This is a genomic window from Geobacter sp. 60473, from assembly GCF_036323535.1.
Taxonomy (GTDB): domain Bacteria; phylum Desulfobacterota; class Desulfuromonadia; order Geobacterales; family Geobacteraceae; genus Geobacter; species Geobacter sulfurreducens.
In genome coordinates this window covers 2723148-2747087 of the sequence record NZ_AP028967.1, presented here as the reverse complement: position 1 = coordinate 2747087, position 23940 = coordinate 2723148, and the positions used below count along the sequence as shown (strand labels likewise).

Below are 23940 nucleotides of genomic sequence, written 5' to 3'. Positions count from 1 at the left end.
CGAGGTTACCATGAACTCCACAGACACCGGAACTGACACACTCCCTTCATCGTTCAAACGCCTCAATCTTGCTCAGGCCCTTGGGGCGCTGAACGACAACGTTATCAAGCTGATCATCGTCTTCTTTCTCATCAGTCATTTCGGCCGGGAACGGGCGGCAACCGTGGCCGCCATCGGCAGCGCCGCCTTTGTGGCCCCGTTCCTCTTTTTTTCGGCCCTGGCCGGTTCTCTTGCCGACCGGTTCCCCAAGGGACGGATCATCGTCCGGGTGAAGGCCCTGGAGGTCGGGATTGCACTGCTGGCCGTGGCAGGTCTCCTGATCGCCAGCCCGTTGCTGCTCGGAGCGGTGATCTTTCTGCTTGGCACCCACAGCGCCCTCTTTGCGCCTGCAAAATACGGGGTGGTGCCGGAGTTGGTGGCGCGGGAGGAGCTCTCCCGGGCCAACAGCATCCTGGAGATGTGGTCGTTCCTTGCCATCGTGGGGGGGACGGCCCTGGCGCCGTTTCTGGTCCAACTGGCCGGCGGCCGCCAGGGCGTTGCGCTGCTGGCCGGCGTGGCGGTGGCTTTGTGCGGACTTCTGGCGGCCCGCACCCTGCCGGAAACCAGTGCCGCCGCGCCGGAGCGCCCGGTGGTGTTTTCCCCGGCCGTCTACTGGCGTACCCTGCGGAGCCTGAAGCATGACGGGTACCTGCTTCTGGCGGTGGTTGGCGCAGCCTATTTCCTGTTTGTGGGGGCCTTCTGCCAGCTGAATCTTTTGCCCTATGGCATGAAGCTCCTGGGGTTGCCCGAGGAACAGAGCGGCTATCTCTTCGTGGCGGCTGCCGTGGGGATCGGCGTCGGTTCCCTGCTTGCGGGGCGTCTCTCGGGACGTACGGTGGAATTCGGCGTGGTTCCCATCGGCGCCGCGGGGCTCACCCTCTGCTCGTTCCTGCTGGCAACGCTGCCGGCACAGCTCCCTTCCGTCCTGGTCGCGGTGACCCTGTTCGGGATGAGTGCCGGTCTTTTCATCGTACCGCTCCAGTCCTTCATCCAGCTCCGCGCTCCCGCCGACCGGCGCGGGGAGATTCTTGCCGCTTCAACCTTCCTCAGCTGGGTCGGTGTGCTCCTTGCGTCGGCACTGCTCTGGACCCTCGCCGGTCCGCTGGGGATCTCACCTGCAGGGTGTTTCGGCGTCCTGGGTGCCATCACCCTGGTGCTTACCCTGGCGACACTCCGGGTGCTCCCCGACTTCCTGCTCCGCTTCGTGGCCCTGGTTGCCATGCGGCTTTGCTACCGCCTTGCCGTCATCGATGACCGCCACGTGCCGGTGGAAGGAGGAGCGCTCCTGGTGGCCAACCACGTTTCCTGGCTCGACGCGCTGCTGCTCATCGCCACGCAGCAGCGACGGATCCGCTTTGTCATGGAGAGGGAAATCTACCGTACCCCTGTTTTGAAGCAGCTCTGCTCTCTGATGGGGGTGATTCCGGTTTCGTCGAAGGACGGCAGGAAAGGGCTTCTGGAGTTTATCGCGGGCGCCCGCGGAGCACTGGACGAGGGATACCTGGTCTGCATTTTCGCCGAGGGGGCCATTACTCGCAACGGTATGCTCAACCAGTTCAAGGGGGGCTTCGAGCGGATCGTGAGGGGGACGAGCCATCCCATCATCCCGGTTTACATCGGCGGAGCATGGGGGAGTATCCTCTCGTATGCCCATGGCAAGCTTCTCTCCCGTTTCCCGTCGCTTCTCCCCTACCGGGTGACGGTCCTCTTCGGTGCGTCGCTCCGGGCGGGGAGCAGTGCCCATGACGTGCGCCGGGCCGTGATGGAGCTTTCCTGTGCCTGGTTCCAGACCCGCAAGTCCCGGCGTCGTCCGCTGGGAGAGCTTTTCGCCGAAACAGCCCGGGAGAACTGGCACCGTCTCGCCGTGGCCGACACCGGCGGCCGGGAGCTCACCTACGGCAGAGCCCTGACCGGCGCCGTGGCCCTGGCGGCCAGACTGAAGCCTTTCACTGCCGGGCAGGAGATGGCAGGGGTCTGTCTGCCCCCCACCGTGGCGGGCGCCCTGGTCAATCTCGCCCTCACTCTCAACGGCACCGTGCCGGTGAACCTCAACTACACCGCTTCAGCCGACGGCATACGCTCATCGCTTGACCAGTGCGGCATCAAGGTAACCATAACCTCCCGGCGCTTTCAGGATAAGCTCGGTTCGTTGCCGGAATTCCCCGGCGTTCTGTACGTGGAGGATCTCCTGGCAGGCCTGACCGGCGGCGACAAGTGCCAGGCTTTCCTGAAGGCCCGCTTTCTGCCTCTGCGCCTGCTGGCAGGAAAGGCCGGATTCAGCGCCGACCAGCCGGCCACGGTCATCTTCTCTTCGGGCAGCACCGGTGAGCCCAAAGGGGTGATGCTCTCGCACCACAACATCATCTCCAACCTGGAGGCGCTCCGCATGGTCTTCCGCGCTACCCGGCGGGACAATATCTGCTCTGCCCTGCCGTTCTTCCATTCCCTGGGATTCACCGGTACGCTCTGGCTGCCCCTTCTTTCCGGTTTTTCCGTGGTCTACCATGCCAATCCCCTGGACGGCGAGACCATTGCCGCGACGGTTCGGGAGCGACGGTCGACGCTCCTCATCGCTACCCCCACCTTTCTGATGGCCTATCTCCGTCGGGCAAAGCCGGAGGACTTCGCGTCATTGCGGCTCGTCATCACCGGAGCCGAGAAATTGAAGCCGAAACTGGCCGACAGCTTCCAGGAGAAGTTCGGCATCCGGCCCATGGAAGGATACGGTGCCACCGAGCTGTCGCCGGTCATCTCCCTGTCACTGCCCGATGTGGAGATCGACGGTGTCCGCCAGGCCGGTTTCCGGGAGGGGAGCGTGGGGCTGCCCGTTCCCGGCGTGGTGGTGAAGATCGTGAAGCCTGAAACCCTTGAGCCGGTTGCCGAAGGGGTGACGGGGCTGATCCTCGTCAAGGGGCCCAACGTCATGCTCGGCTACCTCGGCAAGCCGGAGAAGACCGCCGAGGTCATCCGCGACGGCTGGTACGTCACCGGTGACCTGGGCTACCTGGACGACCATGGCTTCCTCCACATCACTGACCGCCTTTCACGCTTCAGTAAGGTAGCCGGAGAGATGGTCCCCCATGGCGCGGTCGAGGATGCCCTCCATTCCCGCCTGGGCCAGGCGGGGCTGGTGGCGGTGACCGGGGTTCCGGATGAACGGAAGGGTGAAAAGATTGTGGTGGTCTACACCCCAGAGGCAGGGGACGCCGAAACGCTCCACCGGTTCATGATGGAGAGCGAGCTGCCCAATCTCTGGAAACCGGCACGGGACTGTTATGTTGCAGTGGATATGCTGCCTGTTCTCGGCACCGGCAAGCTCGATCTGCGGGGAGTAAGGGCTGTCGCGCTGGCGGCAGTGGGGGGGTGACCCGTGCGAAAAGAACCCGCACGCCGTCGGTTGTCGTGTTGTAGAAGGTACAGACGGAACGAGACGCGGGGCGCTACTGCGCCCTCTCCGGTTCTCCCCGCTCCCCTTCGCCGGAGAGCAGAACGATATCCACCCGCCGGTTCTTGGAGCGGCCTTCAGCGGTGTCGTTGTCGGCGATGGGGCGGTATTCGCCGAAGCCGGCAGCTGAAATGGCACCGGGATCAAAGTCGTAGGAGCGGGTCAGGAAGTGGACAATGTTGGTGGCTCGGGCCGTAGAGAGTTCCCAGTTGGAGGGGAACTGGGCCGAGCTGATCGGCATGGTGTCGGTATGCCCCTCTACCCGGACCGGGTTGGAGTAGGCGGCCAGAGACTCGGCAACCTTGGACAGGAGCGGATAGGCGCTTTCCTTGACGATGGCGCTCCCCGAGTCGAAGAACCCCGCTTCCTTGAGGCTCACCACCAGACCCCGCCGGTTTATGCCCACATTAACCTTGTCTTGGGCCCCATGCTTGATGAGATAGGCCTCGATGGACGATTTGATGGCCTGGAAATCCTTCTCGGATGCCCGGACTCTTCCCTTGCTGTCGGTGTTTTTCCCCTGGCTCCGTCCCTTGTTGGTGAGGTCCGGCGCGATGGACGGCATGATCCGCAGGTCGGACGAATCCAGGACGGCGGGCCGTGGCGCCGAGCCGGCGGCGGTGAACCCGAACGATTCCCGCATGGACTGCATGACCTGCTCGATCTTTTCCTTGTCCGACTGCCCCATGGCGTAGAGGGTCACGAACACGGCAAACAGCAGAGTGATGAAGTCCGCGTAGGAGACGAGCCATCGCTCGTGGTTGGGTTCTTTCTCATGCTTCTTCGGCTTGGCCATGACGGAATGCTATCCCTTCTTGTCGCCGGCGCCGTGCTGGAGGAACGCCTTGAGTTTCTGCTCGATGAAGTGGGGGTTCTCGCCGTTCTGGATGGCGATGAGCCCCTCGATGATCATGTTCTTGCAGATGAGTTCTTCCTTGATGCCGTGCTTGATCTTGGTGCCGAAGGGGAGGCAGATGATGTTGGCGGTCATGAGTCCGTAAATGGTCGCAACGAAGGCCACGGCGATACCTGCCCCCAGTTTGGAGGAGTCGGACAGGTTGCCCATGACGTGGATGAGACCGAGCACGGCACCGATGATGCCGATGGTGGGGGCGTAGCCGCCGGCCGCCTCGAAGAACTCGGCGCTCTGCTTGGCGTGTTCTTCGTAGTAAGTGACCTCGATCTCCAGGGTTTCCCGCAGCTTCTGAGGGTCGATGCCGTCCACGACAAGGGATATCCCTTTCTTGGTGAAAGGATCCTTCACGTTCTGGGCTTCCTGTTCCAGGGAGATGAGGCCGTTGCGCCGGGCCTTGGCCGCGTAGCCGATCAGGTCTTTGATGACCTTTTCAGGGTCGTTCTGGGCCGGCATCAATACCTTTTTGATATCCTTGGCCGCGCCAATGATCGTCTTCATGGGGAAGCTGACGAACGCCGCCCCGAAGGTGCCGCCGAGCACGATGATGGCCGCCGTGGGCTGGATGAGGGCGGTCAGGTGCAAACCTTCCAGCAGCGCTCCGCCGAACACCGCCCCGAATCCCATGAGGAGGCCTATGATTGTCGCTATGTCCATACGTCGCCTGACCTTTCCTGTTAGTCGGTGTTATGGCCCGGTTTCAAGGGGCTGCGGGGGAGGTAGCTTCCCTCCATCTTGCGCCGGAGATACTTGCGGCCGTGGCCGCCGAGCGCCCGCTTCATGACCGATGACTTGAAGCTGATGATGCGGGCGACGATGGCGTCGGTCTTTTCGATGACCAGGTAGCGGCGGCCGTTGGAAAGCACGACATGGGTGTCCGGGGTTTCCTCGATGGCCTCGATGAGATCCGGGTTAACGAAAAAAACATCGCCGTCGAGACGTGTCAGTCTGATCATGGGGTACCTCTCCCGAAAATGGTCCGCTATGATAGCGTTTCGGTCGCAGACCGGAAAACTTTAGCTACAGCAGTGCCGCCAGGCAGCGCCCGGTCTCGTAAAGGGAGCGCGTCTCACGCGCGATCCGCTCCAACTCCTCACCGGCGATGTTTTCGCGCATGAGCGTCAGGAATTCGGTGACCGGGGCCAGAGGTTCGTGACGATAGCCCATGAGCCTCACCTCCGCCTCAATGGCCGACTCCTTCTCGCCGAGGCGCCGGATCTCGTCCACGGGCAGGGGCTTTTTCCGAGCCGCCCGGATGATGGCCTCTGTTGTTTCAAGTCCCCGTCCCGTGAGCTCCCAGAAGGCCCGCACGGTCTCGTCGCCGGGCGCTCCGCACCCTTTCGAGCTTCCATCGAAGCATCCCTTCCAGGCGGCTTCGCGGCGCTTGACCTGCTCTTCGTCCCGGGCGTCCACATTGAACAGGCCATCCCATGTCAGGTATCCGTCGGGGGCAAAAGAACTCCGGTAGACCCTCACGCCGGTAAAATCGGCATTTTCCAGCCCGTCGGAGCCGGTCAGGATCATGCGGCAGGCCGAGAAGACCGCCTCGGGAGATATGGTGTCGCGGCAGACCGGATCGGCGCAGACCAGGCTGTAGGGGCAGGGCGAGCAGGGCAGGTCGGGCTGGAGCGCCAGGTGCCCTTCGCCGTAGGGGCCGGTGCAGCGGAAAAAGGCCGGGCCGATGCAGAGCATGACCGCAGGCACGCCGGCCGCTGCGGCGAAGTGCATGGTGCCGGTGTCGTTGGAGACCAGGGCCGCGCAGCGTCCCACCAGAGAGTAGAGCTCTTCGATCCCGGTCTCGCCCACCGCGTCCACGGCCGGCAGCTCCATGGCGGCCAGGGCCTGTTCGGCCAGGTGCTTTTCCACGGGCGCCCCGAAGAGGATGGTCCGTACCCCCAGCTCCCGCTGGAGCCGATCCGAGATGCGGGCGAAGTGCTCGGCAGGCCAGATCCGGGTCGCCTCGCTGGCCCCCAGCTGCAGTCCCACGAGGCGCTGCCCCCTGAGCCCATGGCGGTCCAGGAAGTCGTCGGCGAACCGCTCCCCCTTCTCCGTGGCGACCAGTTCTACCCGGCGCCCGTCTGGAGGGACCTCGCCCAGCCGGGTGAAGATATCCACCAGGTTGATGGCGTTATACTTGCGGATGTTGTCGTTGAACCAGCTGAAGATGTACTGCCCCCAGAGGGTCACGATGTTCCGCTCCCCGGCCTCGTCGGCCGAGATGCCGGTGCGGCGGCGGCTCGTGACGCAGGAGGCGAAAAAGGCGGAGAGGCGCGAACAGGTGATGTTGACCAGCAGGTCGTAGCTCCCCTCCTCCAGCTTCCGGACGAACTCATCCATCTTGAGGTAGGGCACCAGGGGAGAATCGCCGGTGGCGATGTCCCAGGCGATGTCCTGCTTGTTGAGGACGATGGTTCGGTCGATGCCGGGGAGCAGCGGCAGGATGCCGCAAAAGCGGTCCTCCACGATGGCGGTGATCCGGGCGCCGGGGTGGGCGCGGCGCAACGCCCGCACCAGCGGCGTCGTCTGGATCAGGTCACCGTATCGGGCTATGGCGAGAAGCGCGATCTCTTTCATTCCGGAATTTTCTCCCAGAGGACCTCGACATTCTGGAGCATGAGGAACAGCTTTTCGGCCCGGGAAAGTTTCCCCTGGCCGGTCACGATGGTGCCGAGCGCATCGTTCAGGGTGAACCAACGCTGGTCGGGCAGCGTGGCGAGCAGGTCGGCGAGCCCTGGATGCCGGTCCAGGTCGGCCATGATCTCGTCCCGCTGGTCTGCCCGCTGTCGGACCCGCTCGGCCAAGTGGGGGAAGGTGCCGGTCATGAGGGCCACCAGTTCAGCCATGCGGTGTTCGTAGGTATGCTCGGCCAGAACCCTCGATCGGCCGCGGCCCGCAACCTGCCGCCGTTCTTCGGGATCGGCCAGGAACCGGCTGATCTTTTCCCGTGCTTCATCAAGGCTGCCGAAGGTTTCCAGCTCTCCCTCATCGAACAGTTCCGGCAGGAGCGCGCGGCGGTCCACCAGTTGGAAGGCACCGCAGGCGGCCAGCTCGAAGGTCCGGGGGTTCACGAAGTCTCCATCGGGCACCACCCCGTCGCAGGTGGTTGAGGAATGGAGGTTCAGGTTCACTTCTGACGCATTGAAAATCTTGACCGTGGTCTCCGTGTCGATCCGCGCGCCACCCCGCTGGATGAAGGGGACCAGGGGCGAGGGGAAGGGCCAGTCGCTCCCCCAGATCCGGAAGGGGAAGTCGGTGAGTCCCTTGAAGAAGATCTGCCGGTTGTAGTAGCCGGCCCCCACGAAGGAGAGGGGGCTGCCGAACTCTTCCCGTTCGGCCGGGGTCAGCTCCATTGGCTGGTGGACCGACGGTTCGGCGCAGGTGGGGAGGTAGGCATAACGGATAACCCCGGCCCGGGCCAGTTCGGCGGCGAAGTTGTCCGTCTGGATGCCGAAGAAATAGGACGCAGCCGGTGCCGAGTCGCGCCAGTAGGGGAGTACCCGGTAATCCTCCACGAACCAGAAGGCGGTGGGGATTCCCCGGGCCTCGATCCGTTTCATGGTCTCGGGGAGGAGCGGCGCCTGGGCCAGGGCCAGGATCATGTCGGGCCGGGTCTCCCGGGCCCGCAGCTCAACCGCCTGGGAGAGGAGCGAGGTGAGCCCGGCGTGGAATGCCCGGCGGCTCTGGTTGAAGATGAATTCCTTGCCGAAATCCATGGCCGCGGCCAGCCGTTCGCTCTCGAAGGGGATCACCTGGTGCCCCAGGGCCCGCAGGGCTCGTGCCGCGTGATGGGCCGCCGGCAGCGAACCGCCGTAGATGGGGTTCACCAGCAGGATTTTGAGTCCCCCCCGGGCAGCCGGGTCGTATCCGTCGGCGTACTGGGCAAGGGTGGCCATGTCCGGGCTGATCCGGACCGTGGCCGGATGGGCCGTCGTGTTCCCCCGCAGGAGGCGGTTGTGGCGGCGGCGGATCAGGTCGGCGGAGATCCCGGCCACCAGTTCGAAACGCTCCAGAACGGGTACCAGGTCCGACGCCTCCAGGGCGGCTTTCAACAGCGCCAGACTTTTTTCGATGACCGTGCCGCCAAAGCCGAGAGCCGCCAGTTCCCGCAGATGATGGCCGAGCCCGAAGCCGACCACGGTGAGCGGGGCCTCCGGCGAGAACCGCTCCGCCTGTGCCCGTGCCCATTCCTGGGCCTCCCGTGTGGGGTTGTAGGGGGAATGGAGCCAGACGTCGCCGCTGCGGGCCGTGGGCTCGCCGTTGCGGGCCTCGCCGAGATGGAGATCTCCGCCCGGCGTCACGGCCTCAAGGCATTCGGCCAGGGGCGGATTGCGGCGGTGCAGGGCCGCTATGTTCTTCTCGAAATGGGACATGGCCAAAGGTTCTGCCTTCCTACATGGCTTGGGTGATCGCTTCCCGCAATTCCAGCCCCCCTTCGTAGTCGGAGGCGAAGAGCAGCACCGTCTCGATGCTCGACAGGGCCTCGGCATAGCGACCCGCCTTGAAGCGGATGCCTGCCTGGGCAAAGACCATGTCCAGGTCTGCCGGGTGGTGCATCAGGTACCGGTCGAGCCGTTCTCCCGCTTCATCGAACCGGCCGGTGGCATAGGAGAGCCGGATCAGTTCGTGGAGGGCCGTGAGACCCTCGGGGTCCGCATCAACGGCCCGGGCAAGGAGGCTGAACGCCTCGTCATGTTTGTTTTGCATGTTCCGGACCATTCCGAGCCCGCAGAGAGCCTTTGCGTTTGCAGGGTCCGCCTTGAGGGCCCTGTTGAACCAGGTGACCGCCTTTACCTGTTTCCCCTGGACGATGCTCAGGACTCCGAGCCCCACCAGGGCCTTGAGGTCTGTTCCGTCCACATCCAGGGCTTCCAGGTACCGGGCGGCCGCCTCGTCGAGCCGTCCCAGCTGGGCGAGGCAGTCCCCCATGTCGGCCAGGGCCGATGAATCGCCGGCCTCTGCGGCCCGGGAGAAGGCCGCCAGGGCCTCCTCGTACTTTCCGTCTTCCTTGAGCCTGCGGGCTTCAGCTTCCGTGACTCTTTCGCCCGGCTGCTGGTCCCGACCCTCCAGCTTCGCCAGCAACTCCACGGCCCCGCTGTACTCGGGGGAGAATACCATCAGCCGCTCCAGGGCGTCACGGGCGTCGGCGTTCCTGCCGGCCATGTGAAGGAGTCCGGCACAGGCGAAGAGGATGTCGATGTCGCCCGGGTGATGGCGCAGGTATGACTCAATCCGCCGGGCCGCCTCGCTGAAGCGTCCCAGTTCATAGGCAAGTCTCACCGATTCATGCACCGCGGTCAGGTTCTCCGGCTCGGCCTCAAGTGCCCGGCCGTAGAGCTCGAACCCTTCCGCGTTCCGCCCCTGGGCGCAGCGGGCCATGCCGAGACCGCAAAGGGCCTTCGAATCGGCTGGGTCGGTTTCCAGTGCCCGGCTGAAGGCATCGGCCGCCTCGGCGATCCGCCGTGTCATATATCTGACAACGCCGACCCCCACTAGCGCCCGTACGTTAGTGGGACACAGGGCAAGACTTTCCTCGTAAAGGGCCAGGGCGTCGTCGTATTTCTCCAGGCTCGCCAGACAGTCGCCGAGATCGACGAGCACGGAGTTGTCACCCGCTGTCACGATTTTGACCAGGTGCTCGATGGCCTCCACGTAGCGTCCTTCCGCCTTTAGGGCAAGGGCCTTTTCCCGCCCCGAAACGGATGGTGTTGTTGCCGCTGCCCCGGTGCCCGGTGTCGGCGTGATCTGCTGCGGAGCCGTCGATGCCGCAGTCGGCGGAGGCGTCGGAGCTGCCGACACGGGCGCCGCGTCAACCTGGTAGATGCGCAGCCTGCCGTCGGCCTGCCGTTCGGCCCGGTACCCTTCGGAACGGTAGATATCCTGATGATCGCAGCGGACCTTCCCTTCCCAGCGGGCCAGGAAGCGGCGGATGTTGGGGGTGTCGTGGTCCTTGCGCCCCTCGCTGGTCTCCTCGAAGTGAATCAGGGCGCTTTCGGGGGTGTAGAGGATGCGGCGGCCCCGCTCCCCGGCCCGGAGGCAGAAATCCACATCCTCGAAGCCGTTCACATACCCCTCGTCAAAGCCGCCGAGTTCCGCGAAAAGCTCCTGCTTCACCAGCATGCAGGCGGCGGTCACGCACTGCATGAACCGCTTGCGGTTGACAGCCAGCGCGTCGGCCGGGAACCCGTTGAAGATGTGGTAGCCGATGGACTGCTCGTCGAAGGCCACCCCGGCGTGCTGGACCCTGCCGTTGGGGTAGAGGAGCCTGGCCCCCACGATGTCGGCGCCGTCCTGCTCCGCGCCCTTGATGAGCCCGTCGAGCCATCCCGGATGGGGGATGGTGTCGTTGTTCAGGAAAACCAGGTATCGCCCCCTGGCGATCCGTCCCCCCTGGTTGCAGGCGTTGGCAAAGCCCAGGTTCTTCAGGTTGGTCACGATGGTCACGTCCCCCGAAAGGGTGCGCAGGTACTCGGCGGTGCCGTCGCTCGAAGCGTTGTCCACGAGGATGACCTCGTAGTTCAGGGCCTGCTCCGTATTGAGGGCCAGGGCCTCCAGGCACTGCTTCGTGTACTCCGCCTTGTTGTAGAGGGGGATGATGATGGATGCCTGCGGCGCGTCCGCCCCGGTCGGTGCGGTACTCGGCGCGAACGGTTGCAGTGATGCGGTCATGCCCTTCCCCTTGGCTGGTGATGTATCGCTGCGGCCGGCTACCGTGCGCCAGGTCTCCAGGAAAAGGTGGCCGCGGCTTTTCAGGGTGTAGTTGGCGAGGACCTCGGTGCGGGCCGCCAGGACCATGGCGTGACGGCGATCGGGGTTGTCGATGAGGCGTTCGATGGCCGCCACCCAGGCGTCCACGTCATAGCCGCCCACCAATATCCCTGTTTCGCCATCCTTCACACACGAGCGATAGGGGGGGAGGTCCGCATAGACGCCGGCGATGCCGCAGGCCGAGTATTCAAGCCACTTGATGTTGCTCTTGCACCGGTTGAAGCGGTTGTCCTCCAGGGGGACGAGGCCGATGTCGATGCCGGCCTTCCGGATCGTCCGGGCGTAGTTTTCATACCCCGGCTCAAAAGTGATGGAAGAGAAGCCGGGAAGCCGCTTGATCCGTTCCGTATCGCATCCCATGAACCGGAAGGCGACCCGGTTGCCGTATTTGGCAGCGATGCGCTCCAGGACATCTTCCAGGAGCCGCAGGTCGGCCTTGTGGTCCGGGGTGCCGGCATAGCCGATTACGACCGGAGCGCCTGCGGTCTTTGCCGGCAGCGGCGACGACCAGAGCCGGTCGTCCAAGAGGTTGGGGAGAACGTGAATCTGCTGATGGTACGACGCGAACGCCCGCTTCATTTCCTCAGTCGAGACGGTCACGGCCGAAGCCGCGTTGATTGCCTGAAGGATCCAAGGTTTGCTTGCCTCTGCCAGCCCCCGATGAGGGTTGGTGGCGGGGAGATCCAGGAAGAGGTCGTCGGTTTCGTAGATGATCGGTTTGCCCGAAGCCACGATTTTTTCGATGAACGGCCAGGTTTCCTCCCGGGGAAAGAACCGCTGAACCAGGACTACGTCGGCCCAGTTGGCCACGCTGGTGTCGATGGATGCCTGATGGTTTTCAGTCGTCACCCCCCACCGTATTTCGATCCTGTCGTCAGCTGCGCGGGAAGGAGCAAGCACCCGCAACTGCGCGCAGGCGAAGCTGTAGTGCTCCAACGAGTAGACTGCAACTTTCAGTTTCGGAAAGGGGGCGGCGCCGGTCGCTGCTTTCCGCGATGCCCATTCGGCGACAAAGGTCGACGGGGCATGGAGTGAGCGACTGCCGGAGCGATAGGCGTTCAGATTCCGTTGCAGTATGCCGCTCGCCATGGTTTTTCGCCGAGCCTCGTCCTTCCAGGCGCGATAGTCGGCGTGTAGTTCCTCTTCGACGCCGTCGCCGGCCCGGAAGGTGCGTGTGTCGATGACGGCGGCACGTCCGGCGGGAAGATGGAACCCGATCTCCTCATCCTCCATGTAAGCGTTCTCAAGCCCTGCCAGCCGGATGCGGATGCCGTAGTCATAGTCCTCTTCGCCGTAGAGACCATAGTCCTCGCACCAGAAGCCGAGCTTTTGGTGGGTCCGGCGGGGGATGAGAATGCAGGCGCCTCCCAGGTTCCCTTCCGGTTTTATCCTGACCCGACAACCGTTCACGGTCTGCAGCGGGTAGCTCGTCGGTTCGAAATTATAGGCCACCGCTCCCACTTGGGGGAGCCGGTCGATGATTTCCACCATGGCGGCGAGCCATCCCTTCTTACGGATGACGATGTCGTTGTCGAGCTTCAAGTAGTAGTCCGCCAACGGTTCAAGGCTCCATGCCAGGTTGGATGCCTTGGCGACCCCGACATTTTCGTCCAGGAGAACGAGGTTTTTGATGATGCCTTTTCGCTTCTGCTCCAAGAGGTAGTCTCTGGTTCCGTCCTGGCTGTTGTTGTCGACGACAGTGAGAGTGAACGGACGTCCGGCCGCGATCCCGGCGAGTGCCTCGATTGCTTGGCGGGTGAAGTCGAGGCGATTGTAGGTGATCATGCCGATGTTGACGGGCCGCTGGTTCTGTTCCGTCCGTGGCTGGGATGCCACGGTCGGTATGGAGCGTCCGGCCGGCTTGTGGGATAGGTCCAGGAAAAAGAGTGGCCGCAGTTTCCCTTCGCTGTTCCCCAGATAACGGCATGGAAGGCCGAAGGAATCGAACAGCCAGGTGTAGTATTCAATGGAGTCGATCTTCGGATCGGCATGCCCCTCGAAGAAGATCCCTTTGGCTGTTTTGTCGATAATATACTGGAAGAGCACATCCCTCTGGATGAGTTCCTTGGTCCGGTACACAGAGAAGAAGAACGAATAATCGACCACTCCGGGGATTTCCCTGTCGATCTGTTCCCTAAAGTCAGGGGTATTGAAGTCTACGTTAAGGAAGGTTAGGTTCGTGAATCCGGCCAGGGCGCCGATACGCGAGGCTATGCCGTAAGTGTCCGGCATACCCTCGATGCCCCACACTTGGCGGGCGCCCGCGAGAACAGCCTTTAGGGATGCCTGGCCGATATTGCAACCGAAATCCGCCACCCGGGAATCGCGCAGCAGGGTCATGTCAATGAGAGTAAAGCGGGTGAGAGACCGTTCCCCCGCAATGTCCACAAGGGGGATCGATTGGTAGTTATTGAACCAGGAAAGAGATGAGATGGAGCGGTGGAGTTCGTCAACATCTTTGCGATCCACGAAACGGGGGAATTCCTCCTCGCTCACGATGAGGGAAATGACCGCATGGCGCCGGTGGTTCAGGGCCAGCGCAACAAGCCGCCGTGCGCCGTCGATCATGAAGATGTCGGTGTCGTTCACCTGTCCGCCGAGCAGGTTGAGTACCTTGCCACTCACATAGAGAGTGGGCGGCGGCACCGATCCCGAAGCCAGGGTCTGGGCATACCGCTCGATATCGGAGACCCGGCTACTCCCTTCGAGCCTCGCGAAGTCGGGGCTGATGTCGCTGATGCCTGCCGGACGCAGTACGTCGAAGGTCTCCCCCGTCCGGGTATCGCGCAGCTCACACGCTAGGTTCACCACGAGGCAGCGGCCCCAAATTCCATTGTCCCACGCCAAGGGGGTCTCCAGTTTATTGGCGAAGATATGGGCCACGATGCCGCGAACCGCGTCAAATCCTTTCCCGAAGCCGTGTATCTCGTAGTCCCGTAGCGCCTGGTAGCAGGATGAAGGATGATCAAGTATGCCCACCGGTTTCACGTCGATGAACTGCTCCGTCGTTCCTGCCGGGGGCTGCATGTAGGGCGCGCCGTGAATCGGCTTCATGTTCATAGTTACCTCGTTCATAACTTGATCTGGGGCTGCCCCGGAAGTGAGGAGACGATCATCCGTTCCGAGCTGGTGAAGGAGGGAATAAATATGGTCCATTTCCTCCCTGATATCTGTCGGCATATCAAAGGTGCGGGAGAGGGTCCCCCTCTCGATCAGGTCGATCCACCCCGCCACAACCTTCGGCCATGACAGGCATGCCTGCCAGTGCCGGTGTCCCAGTTTGCCGAGGGTCTGCCGCAATCGGGGGGTGCGGTATAGAATGTCCAGGTACTCCGGGAAACGCACCAGATCGACGATGATGCCTCCAGCATTGTCGTTCGCGCCGCCGCATTGGGGGGTCGCCAGCCACGGTTTTCCTTGGGCCATGGCCTCAAGAATGGTGTTCGGCGAACCTTCTCCGAGAGATGAAAGCACGATGACGTCGGCCGCCACCATGGCAGCCGAAACCCATTCCCTGCTGAGTCCGGGAATGTAGAGAACTTCCGGTCTTTCTGCCAGCTTCTCCATGACGGCCTTGGCGCAGTCAGGGGTCCCCGTGGGTTTGCCGACCAGCACCAGCTTCCACGACGCTGGCATGTTCTGCAGAGAATCCAAAAGCCCCAAGTGGTTTTTGGTCCAGTAGAGGTTGGCCACATGGAGAATGAGGAAGCTATCCGCGGGAATGCCGTAAGCACTGCGGAAATCGCCGGCAGGGGCAGGGACGGCAGAAGCGTTGGGGATGTAGGCCGGCACGATACCCGCTGCGGCCATGAACTGGGCGTCAACGCCGTTTCTGGTGAGGGTGACAACCTTTTGAGCAGAACGAAGGATTGCTGCAAGTCGGGGGGCGAATCCATCCCTGTCTTTCCACATGGCGTAGCCGAAGGCATTGATGATAGGCTGGATGATGAGGCGCGTCCGGGGATGGAGGGGGGCTTTCTCTGTGCTCCAAATCAGGTTGCCCAAGGGGTCCTGCACCAGGATGCAAGCGTCGTACTCACCGGAGGTGATGGCTTGGCGCACTGCATAGGGCCAAGCTGGAGCCTCTCCAATTTGGTCTGTCGGGTCGATGCTCCGGATGCGGATGCCGTGTCGGGTGTCAGAGTCCCGGTCGGGGTTCACCGGGGTCATGACGGTGACGTCGTATCCCTCCTTAACCAGGGCTGCCCCCAGCTGTTCGAGACGGTGTTCGATTCCACCCACCGACGGCCAGAAGTGGCCGCAGGCGATCATGACACGCTTGGCGGTGGGGGATATCGTGGGGTGCTCGGATATCCCGAATGGTGCGGCCTTCAGAAACCCTCCGGCTACACCGGCAGGGGATCGGCGGGGCAGCGAGAGGACGGCGGTAAGGGCATCAACGGTCTTGGAAAAAATTGTTTGCAGGGAGTGGTTTCTCCGTACGGTTGCCAAAGCGTTCCCGCCGATTTGCTCACGCAGTGCCCGCGATATGATCAGTTCTTCGAGTTTCTTCTCCCACTCGGTTGGCACATTGACGAGCATTCCATTCTGTCCATCCGTGATTAAGCTCGCACAGGCGCCGGCATTAGCACATACCGGCGGTACGCCGGCGGTCATGTAGACGAGGGCTTTGAGAGGCCCTCGTATGGCGTAGTCTTCAAGATCATAAGGGGGGGGGAACACTCCTATGTCCATCCTGAGGACTTCGCGGATCATAAGGTCCTCGTCATAACGGGGCACGAGGGTGAAGCGGGTATGCTGGAAGCCGGTCAGTGTCTGGTTGGCAGGAAAACCGTGAATCAGCAGTCTGACGGAAAGGTTTGGATATCGGAGGGAAAGACGTTCGAGAGGATCCCGGACAACGTTCAGGGCCGACATGGTGCTGAAGGTGCCTACCCAACCGATAACGACGGAGTCGTCGGCACGTACAGGAATTGATGGCCTGACTTCGTCGAAGCGTTCCACTTGAGTGCATGCGGGAATGACCACCACATTGTCGTTGTACTTCCGACCGTAGTCCGCCACGAACTCGTTGTCGCTGAACACTGCATCGACTTCGGTCAGGATTGCCTCAAGGTCCTGCCACTTGTTCCAGCGGTGGTGGGGCATCCAGAGGGCATCGGTCAGATCAAAGACAAGCCGAGCATCGGTGTGTCTGCGCAGCTTGTGGATGAGGTTCAGATAGGGGATTTTGAGGAGGTAGACAAGATCATAACCGCCGGCCTGCTCCACCAGGTGGTCTTCCGTCGTGTCATCCACGTCGATGAATTCAGCCGTCCAACCGATATCCCTGAATGGTTCGGCGAAAATCAGCCCGCGGATGCGAGCGGTTATGGATCCCATGTTCCGGAACGTGACGATCAGGATACGGGGGGCAGTGCTTCGGTGGACTTGCGGGAGAGACATGTGGGAGCTCCTGCGATGGTCAGTTCTTGCGTGCTTCGACGCGCATGTCGCGCCACCGGGCGTGGGTCTGGGGTGGGAGAACCTCGACCGCGCCGAACCCGGCGTTCTTAAGCTCAGCAGTCAGGTGCCAAGGGGTCCAGCTGAAGGCGTTGGGCGTATAGATCTCCTTCCGCTGCAGCTGATCGACGCCGAAGGCGTGAAGAGCACGGACCCCTTCGAGGTACTGTTCGAAGTTGCCGATACTGCTTATGATTTTTTCTACAGCCTTTTCAAGGTTGACCGTTTCGATGATCAGAATCCCGTTTCTCTTGAGCAGTCGATGGATCTTGGCGAACAGGTCACGTGCCTGCCAGAGGTTGAGATAGTTGAGCGAATGAAGCATCAGGGTTTCCGATACGGTGTCAGGCAGAAAAATCCGGTCTATCTGCAGAAAATTGATGCAGAAGTCGGTTTTTGCAGCTGGATTTGCATCGATGTTGAAGTAGCCCTCCCGGTAGTCGATACCGCTCCCCAGGTTAATCCTGATGTCACCGGTGGTAATCGCGAGCTGGTTGGATATGCCGTTCATTGGTCCGCCTTCCTCTGATGAGTATGGGGCCTGCCGGTTCAGATCGATCGTGCGCGTTTCAAGAGTGCAACGGACCGTGCGATGCCTTCTTCCAGCTTTCCCGTGAAAGTGAAGCCTAGGTTTTCGAACTTCCTCCTCGACACGTTGTAGGAGAGTTGGTTCATGATTTTCGTGTCGACCAGTTCCACCTTAACGTCGTCGACCTGTTTTCTTACTGCGTCCACGATTTCCCTGACCGTGGCATTGATGGTCAGGACGTTATATGTTTCGGAGTCAAAGATACGCCGTTCGATGACAAATGCCAGTGCCCGCGTGGCATCCCCCAGGTCGAGGTAGGGACGCTTCTGGTCCATGGCGGTACGCCAGACGGTTATCGGGCACCCCATGCAGGCCTGCCACACGAATTTGTTGACGGCGGTGTGGAAACGCATGCCGGGAGATATGCCGAAGATGGTACCGAATCTTAGGGTAACGGATTGAAGCCCTTCGGTTTTGCCCAGTTCCTTCAACATCAACTCCGCCTTGAGCTTCGACTCCGCATAGGGACTCTGGGGTTGCAGTTCGTCAAGGGTGCAGTTCTCGTTAACCTCGTCGTTCTGGGTGCCGTAGACGCTGGTAGTTGACAGAAATATCAACGCACATCCACGTTCCATGCAGGCCCGGGCGATTCTTTCGGTGCAATCGAAGTTCACCAGTTCCACACGGTCACGGTTGTCGAAGCTGTTTGCCGCATCGGTAATGGCGGCAAGGTGGATGACGGCATCCACGCCTTCCAGTACTTCGTCCAGATTGCAGGTGAAGACATCCCCTTCGAGAAAACGGTACTTCCCTCCTTCGGGCAGATTGAAAAGGGAGCAGTAGCGCTGGGTTGACAGGTTGTCTAGGACGATGATCTCCACCCCGGGAAGCAGTCCCGGCAGGTCGCGCATCAGTTGGGAGCCGATGTGTCCCAGTCCGCCGGTAATGAGAATCCTCATGGTTGTCACCTCAGATAGTGATTAAGGCAGGGCACGAAATAGTCACGTGTCTTGATCAGCCCTGAGATCAGGTCGTGCGTTGGCGCCCAGTCGAGGGTGTTGCGGATCTTGCGGTTACTAATGACCGCATCGCCGATTTCGATGGATTTGCGTTCCCGGGGCCATTCGACGAAACGAACCGACCCCGAACCGATATGCTCCACCGTGAGCTTTGCCGTCTGTGCCACGCTGTAATGTTCATCGGCTACTGCGAAGAAGGTTTCTCCGATGGCACTGTCATTCAGCGTCGAACAGACAAGGGCATTGACCGCGTCGTCCACGTAGAGGACGTTCCGAAGTTGATTGCCGTCCCCATAGACCGTTATTTCTCTATTCTGGAGGGCGAGGCCGATAAAAAAGTTGTTAAAGGTAAAGTCGCTACTGTGAATGGCGGCACGGGGGCCAAATACATTCGGCAGTCTCACTACCGTTATCGGGATTTGATGGGCACTCCAGTATATAAGGGCATATTTCTCCGAGGCGCTCTTGTTTGCCGAATAGATGTCAGTCGGGAATTCAGGATGACTCTCATCCGCCGGCTGATAGTGGAGCTTGCCCAGTTGCGTGGTGGTGCCGATATGGATGAAACGGATGGTTCTGTTGAACCGCCTGGCCGCCTCCAGAAGATTGATAACACCCCGGCTGTTTGCATCCAGGTTCAACCACGGCTCGCGCATGGAAAATGGATGGGACGTGGATGCGGCGCAATTGAACAGGATGTCCTTGTCAAGGATGCACTCCGCCAGCCGGTCGAAGTTGAGAATGTCGTGCAGTCGCAGTTCTACATCCGACTTGATGTCGCTGATGTTGTAAAGATTGCCTCCGGAGTTGGGGTCAAGGCAGTCGAAGATGGTGACTGACGCACCCAGCTCCAGACATTTGTGCGCAAGGTTGCTGCCGATGAAGCCGAGTCCGCCGGTAATGAGCACTTTTTTGTTTTTCAGGCTCGGTAGTGAAGGGGTACTGTTCTCGCCCATGGGGAGTCCTCGCTGTCAGGATCTAGCGACCCAGAATTGTTCTGATGCCGTTGCAGATGGCGTCGATCTGCTCTTCCGTCAGATTCATGGCGCAGGACAGGTTGATGCCACGGGACGATACGTCATAGGCCAAAGGGTTTCGGCTCCGATAGTGCTCTTCGCAGCCGGGGTAGGCCGGCAGTGAGGAGAGAGGGTAGAAGAACGGACGGGCCGGGATACCAACTTCTTCAAGCTTTTTCATGGCATCCAGTTTGGTCATGCCGTGGCTCTTGCCGAAGACGATACCCGTGACCCATACGCTGTTGAAGACGTGGGGAGGCTCTGCGTTGAACTGCAGGTCCTCGATGTCGGCGAGCCGCTCTGTGTACATCCTGAATATCTCCCGTTTACGGCCCACGAGCTCATCGAGCCGCTGGAACTGGGCATAGCCCAGAGCGGCCTGAATGTTGAACGGCATGTACTTGTAGGTAACCTCGAAGTTGTAGTACATGGGACCGCCCGGGCGGCGGCCGTGGTCGCGCAGCACCATGCACCGCTCGTAGAGCGTGTCGTCGTCCAGCAGGAGCATGCCCCCCTCTCCCGTGGTGAGGGTCTTGGTTCGATGGAAGCTGAATACGGATCCCACGCCGAATTTGCCGGCCCTGACGCCCCGATAGGTCGAGCCTAGTGCCTCTGCCGCATCTTCGATGAGAGGGATGCCGTGGCTCTCGGCAATTTCAGCCAGTTCATCCATCCGGGGCATGTTGCCGAAGAGGTCCACGGCGATGATCGCCTTGGTGCGGGGGGTGATGCTCTTTCTGACCGATTCGGGATTGAGGCACCAATCGTCAGGATCGATGTCACAGAACACTGGCGTTGCCCTGAGATACGTGATGGGGGCGGCAGAGGCGATCCAGGTGCATTCGGGAACGATCACCTCGTCGCCGTCTGCAATCCCCAGTGCGGTAAGTAGGAGATGGATCGAAGTAGTGCAGTTCGGTGTCATGATGCCGTAATTCCGGCCGTGGTACCGTGCAAACTCTTTCTGGAACGTCTCCACGTAGTGATAGGCGTTTTCGTACCAGCCGTTGCGCATGGCATCTTCAACCGTCTTTATTTCCAGTTCGGTTATCCAAGGTCCTGCCATGTGGATGGTGTTCATAAATCTCTCCCCGGTGGTGATCTTACTTGCTGATTGGCCTGGCGGGCACGCCGACCACCGTCGTCGCCGCTGGCACATCCCTCGTGGCGACCGCACCGGCACCGACGATGGCGTCAGCGCCGATCTTTATGCGGGGCAGGACGGTTGCCCCTGCACAAACCCACGAGGCGATCCCCATGTGCACGATGCCACACAGTGTCGCGCCAGGGGCCACTTCGGCGCCGTCCTCCAGAATATCTTCATGGTCGACGCTGGCGCCGGTATTGACGATGCACGCTCGCCCGAGCCTGGCCTCTGCGCAGACGATGGCGCCGGCCATGATCTGGCAGCCGATGCCGATCTCAGCATTGTCCGCGATCCAGGCGGTGGGGTGGACTACTGTCGCCGGTTGGAGTCCCAGGGCGGCGAGCTGATCATGAATGCGCAGACGGGCACGGCCGTGGGGGTTGCCAATGGTGACGCAAAAACCAAGGGTTGTGCGGTCCTGTGTTTCCAGCCAGCTGAGCAGCTCCTGCCACCCTTCGTAAATGGGAACGTCGGGAAATGGTGAGGTAAGGCTCGGCGTATCATCAAAAACAGCCACCACCTTTGAGCCGTAGTGTTCAATGATGGGGCGAACTACCTTTGCCTGCCCTGTCCCGCCGTAAAGAACCATCTTGGGTGGATATGCATTGATGTGTTTGTTCATGAGCATTTATTCCTGGCACAAGTAAGCAGTGTACTCTGTCACTTGATTGACGGTGTCTTTTGCCAGTTGTACCCGATAAGGCCGTCGTCATGGGGTATCCTGCCCTCTTCGGCGGGATCGTAGACTCCTGATGTCACATAGAAGAGGCTGGCCGGTCCACTGATGCACTTACAGCCGTGCGCCACCCCCGGCGGGATGCGGAGCACTCGGGCGGGCTGATTTTCACCCATGAATAGTTCCATGGTTGTGCCGAAGGTAGGCGAATCGGGTCGCCTGTCGCTGAGAGCGACTTTCAGCACTCCGCACCCCACATACCACCAGTCAATCTGCGTCCTGTGGATGTGCCACGCCTTGGCCACCCCTTGGTACATGAGCGAGTGGCTCAACTGGCCGAACCCTTCGCTGAAAAAATCATCGGTTACTCGGATGAGCTCTCGGAAAAAACCCCGCTCATCAGTGTGGGTTGCCAGATCCTTTATGACGACTCCATCTATCATCGCTGGGTCACCTCGTCTGTTCAAAGGTACCGATGGCCGTCACCACCTTCATGACGTCGCCGGCGTCCAGTTCCGGGTAGAGGGGAAGCGAGAGAACCTGGTGGGCGGCCCGCTCGGTTTCCGGCAAGGCAGAGGTGCGAAGGTGTGTGTAGGCCGGCTGGAGATGTACCGGCACCGGATAGTGCACCAGGGCCTTGATGTCAAAATTGTCCAGATGAGCAAGAAGTGCATCTCTGGCAGGGGTACGGACCACGTACAGGTGGTAGACATGGTGAGCCCGAGGGGAAACTGCAGGCAGTTCAAGCTGCGAGTTTGCAAGCTCCCTGTTGTAGAGTGAGGCCAGGTCGCGCCTCTTGCCGTTATCGGCGTCCAGATGGCGCAATTTAACTCGGAGAACGGCTGCCTGGATTTCGTCCAGTCGTGTGTTCCAGCCGCTTACAGCACTGACGTAGCGGTCGGCCCAGCCGTACTCGCGTAACAGCCTTGCACTGCGTGCCAGTTCCGGGTCATTGGTGACTACCATGCCGCCGTCGCCGATGGCGCCGAGGTTTTTAGTGGGGTAGAAGCTGAAGCATGCCATGTGGCCGAAAGAGCCGGCTTTCCTGCCGTCATGGCAGGCACCGTGGGCCTGGGCGCAGTCCTCGATGACGCGCAGGCCGTGACGTGCCGCAATGTCGGCGATCTGCTCGATGGGGGCGGTCTGCCCGTAGATGTGGACGGGGATAACGGCTCGGGTTCGCGGCGTAATTGCCTCTTCCAAACGATTCGGGTCCATGCAGAAGGAGTTGTGATCTATGTCTACGAAGACGGGTGTCGCTCCTGTCAGCTCTATGGCCGCGATGGTTGCAACTGCCGTGTGGGCGACGGTGATGACTTCGTCTCCCGTGCTGATGCCGCATGACTTGAGCGCCAGATGGAGTGCCTCGGTGCCGCTGCCGACACCTATTCCCTCACGGACCCCGATGTAGGAGGCGAACTCGGATTCAAAGGAATGGACTTCATCGCCGAGCACATAGCGCCCCTTGTCCAGGACAGACCGGATTGCCTCGTCGATTTCGTCCCTGTGAGCGAGGTACTGGGCCTTTGGATATCCGCAGAGAATCATTCGATCACCTGGACCTGGGGGACATAGACGATCCATTTGCCGCCGCCGTCTCGGAAATCGCCTTCCTTGGCCATGATTTCCACGCTGTGGTTCCAGGCGAATAGGAGGGCGTAATCGGGATACCTTGCGACAAAGTCTCCGTAGGGTTTGACTGGGATATGGGCTCCGGGGGTGAATTTCCCCTGCTTGGCCGGCGTCGTGTCGCTGATGAACTCGATCAGGTCCGGGGTTATGCCGCAGTAGTTGATGACGGTCGTGCTCTTGGATGTGGCTCCGTAGCCCACTACCCGTTTCCCTTCAGTCTTGAGGCGCTCCAGCAGTGACTTTAGCTCGGAGCGGGACTTTTCGCAGTTCCGGCGGAATATCTCGTAGGTTTCGGGCATGTGGAGTCCCAGTCCCTCCTCTTTGCGAAGCTGGCTGAGAACAGCCGGAGAAACGGGGCGCGCACCTTTGTGGGCGATGACGTAACGCATGGAGCCGCCGTGGGTCGTCTGGGGCTCGATGTCCACCAGTTCAAGGCCGTGCTGTGCAAAGGCATAGCAGATGGATCTCAGGGAAAAGAGAAAGACATGCTCGTCGTAGATCTGGTCATAGGACGTTTTCTCAATCACGTCTCCCAGGTAGGGGTCTTCGAACATGACGATACCGTTATCTTTGAGGAGGATTTTGATGCCGGCAATGATCGAATGGAAAAAAGGGATGTGGCACATGACGTTGGCGGCCAGGAACGCATCAGCTTGGCCGTGTTCTTTTACGATAGCACGAGCAGTCTCTTCATTAAAGAATCTGCAGATGGTTTGAATCCCCTTTTCACGGGCAACTGCGGCCACGTTGGCCGATGGTTCGATACCCAGGTGTCTGATCCCGTGGGCAGCGAAATGTTGCAGCATAATACCGTCATTACTGCCTATTTCGACAACGAACGGGTCATTCTTCTCCTTCAGGTGGTCGGAGATCACCTGTTCAGCAAACTGCTTAAAATGGATGCCCATCAGTTTCGAAGTGCCGGAGAAGAAATGGTAGTGTTCGTTGAACATCTGTTCCGGGTCAGGTTGGTCGACGAGCTGCACCATGCCGCACTGTTCGCAGAATGCCACCTTCATTTCGTAGAAATATTCTCCGTCGAAATCGGAGGGCGTAAGGAATCCGTTTGCAATGGGCATCCGCCCGTACGAAATAAAGGGGCTGATACGGGCTTGGCAGATTCTGCACGTTGTCATGAGTGTGCTCTCCTTCGGGGGCTGTTGGTCTGAGAGGGTAATGCAATGGGTGTGCCGCACGCTGCGATTTGCTTGGTGTCGGGAGGCGTAGCCAAAAGTACTGTGGTTTGCTTGAGTAGATTACGTGATTTCTGTGGGCTGGACAGGATGTCTGTTGCGG

The 23940-nt window shown here is 60.9% G+C and carries 15 protein-coding genes; 1 reads left to right on the top strand and 14 read right to left on the bottom strand.

Annotated elements, in window-relative coordinates:
• Positions 1–10: 10 nt before the first annotated feature.
• A complete protein-coding gene (locus AABA48_RS12465; RefSeq protein ID WP_286350722.1) occupies positions 11–3406 on the top strand; it encodes an acyl-[ACP]--phospholipid O-acyltransferase in 3396 nt (1131 codons plus the stop codon).
• Between the two features lie 73 nt (positions 3407–3479).
• Here AABA48_RS12465 and AABA48_RS12460 read toward each other — a convergent pair whose 3' ends face one another.
• The 14 genes from AABA48_RS12460 to AABA48_RS12395 all read right to left on the bottom strand — a co-directional run bounded on the left by AABA48_RS12460 (position 3480) and on the right by AABA48_RS12395 (position 23780).
• Entirely contained in the window at positions 3480–4280 is an 801-nt protein-coding gene (locus tag AABA48_RS12460) for an OmpA/MotB family protein (protein WP_286350721.1), read from the bottom strand.
• Between the two features lie 9 nt (positions 4281–4289).
• On the bottom strand, positions 4290–5054 hold the full coding sequence (locus tag AABA48_RS12455; RefSeq protein ID WP_286350720.1) for a flagellar motor protein: 765 nt from the start codon (positions 5052–5054) through the stop codon (positions 4290–4292).
• Positions 5055–5074: 20 nt separating this feature from the next.
• Complete coding sequence (locus AABA48_RS12450) at positions 5075–5353, bottom strand: flagellar FlbD family protein (protein ID WP_045667644.1); 279 nt, start codon at positions 5351–5353, stop codon at positions 5075–5077.
• Between the two features lie 64 nt (positions 5354–5417).
• Entirely contained in the window at positions 5418–6971 is a 1554-nt protein-coding gene (locus AABA48_RS12445; RefSeq protein ID WP_286350719.1) for a glycosyltransferase family 9 protein, read from the bottom strand.
• Positions 6968–8767 carry a CgeB family protein gene (locus AABA48_RS12440; RefSeq protein ID WP_286350718.1) on the bottom strand — a complete coding sequence of 600 codons (1800 nt, stop codon included), beginning with the start codon at positions 8765–8767 and terminating at the stop codon, positions 6968–6970. Before AABA48_RS12440 ends, AABA48_RS12445 begins: the two co-directional genes overlap by 4 nt.
• A gap of 19 nt (positions 8768–8786) precedes the next feature.
• Positions 8787–16568 carry a glycosyltransferase gene (locus AABA48_RS12435; RefSeq protein ID WP_338270510.1) on the bottom strand — a complete coding sequence of 2594 codons (7782 nt, stop codon included), beginning with the start codon at positions 16566–16568 and terminating at the stop codon, positions 8787–8789.
• 19 nt (positions 16569–16587) lie between these two features.
• On the bottom strand, positions 16588–17136 hold the full coding sequence (locus tag AABA48_RS12430) for a hypothetical protein (RefSeq protein ID WP_286350716.1): 549 nt from the start codon (positions 17134–17136) through the stop codon (positions 16588–16590).
• A gap of 38 nt (positions 17137–17174) precedes the next feature.
• The gene (locus AABA48_RS12425) at positions 17175–18113 is read right to left on the bottom strand and encodes an NAD-dependent epimerase/dehydratase family protein (RefSeq protein ID WP_286350715.1); all 939 of its coding nucleotides are present in this window, start codon (positions 18111–18113) and stop codon (positions 17175–17177) included.
• Between the two features lie 5 nt (positions 18114–18118).
• Positions 18119–19129 (bottom strand): NAD-dependent epimerase/dehydratase family protein, encoded by a 1011-nt coding sequence (locus AABA48_RS12420; protein ID WP_286350714.1) that lies wholly within the window; start codon positions 19127–19129, stop codon positions 18119–18121.
• 22 nt (positions 19130–19151) lie between these two features.
• Positions 19152–20270: a DegT/DnrJ/EryC1/StrS family aminotransferase gene (locus AABA48_RS12415; protein WP_286350713.1), complete on the bottom strand. Its 1119-nt coding sequence runs from the start codon at positions 20268–20270 to the stop codon at positions 19152–19154.
• A gap of 22 nt (positions 20271–20292) precedes the next feature.
• On the bottom strand, positions 20293–20958 hold the full coding sequence (locus AABA48_RS12410) for an acetyltransferase (protein WP_286350712.1): 666 nt from the start codon (positions 20956–20958) through the stop codon (positions 20293–20295).
• A gap of 38 nt (positions 20959–20996) precedes the next feature.
• Complete coding sequence (locus AABA48_RS12405; protein ID WP_286350711.1) at positions 20997–21455, bottom strand: dTDP-4-dehydrorhamnose 3,5-epimerase family protein; 459 nt, start codon at positions 21453–21455, stop codon at positions 20997–20999.
• A gap of 7 nt (positions 21456–21462) precedes the next feature.
• Positions 21463–22560, bottom strand: coding sequence for a DegT/DnrJ/EryC1/StrS family aminotransferase (locus AABA48_RS12400; RefSeq protein ID WP_286350710.1), 1098 nt, complete (start codon positions 22558–22560; stop codon positions 21463–21465).
• Positions 22557–23780, bottom strand: a complete 1224-nt coding sequence (locus AABA48_RS12395) for a class I SAM-dependent methyltransferase (RefSeq protein WP_286350709.1) — start codon at positions 23778–23780, stop codon at positions 22557–22559. Before AABA48_RS12395 ends, AABA48_RS12400 begins: the two co-directional genes overlap by 4 nt.
• Between the last annotated feature and the right edge of the window lie 160 nt (positions 23781–23940).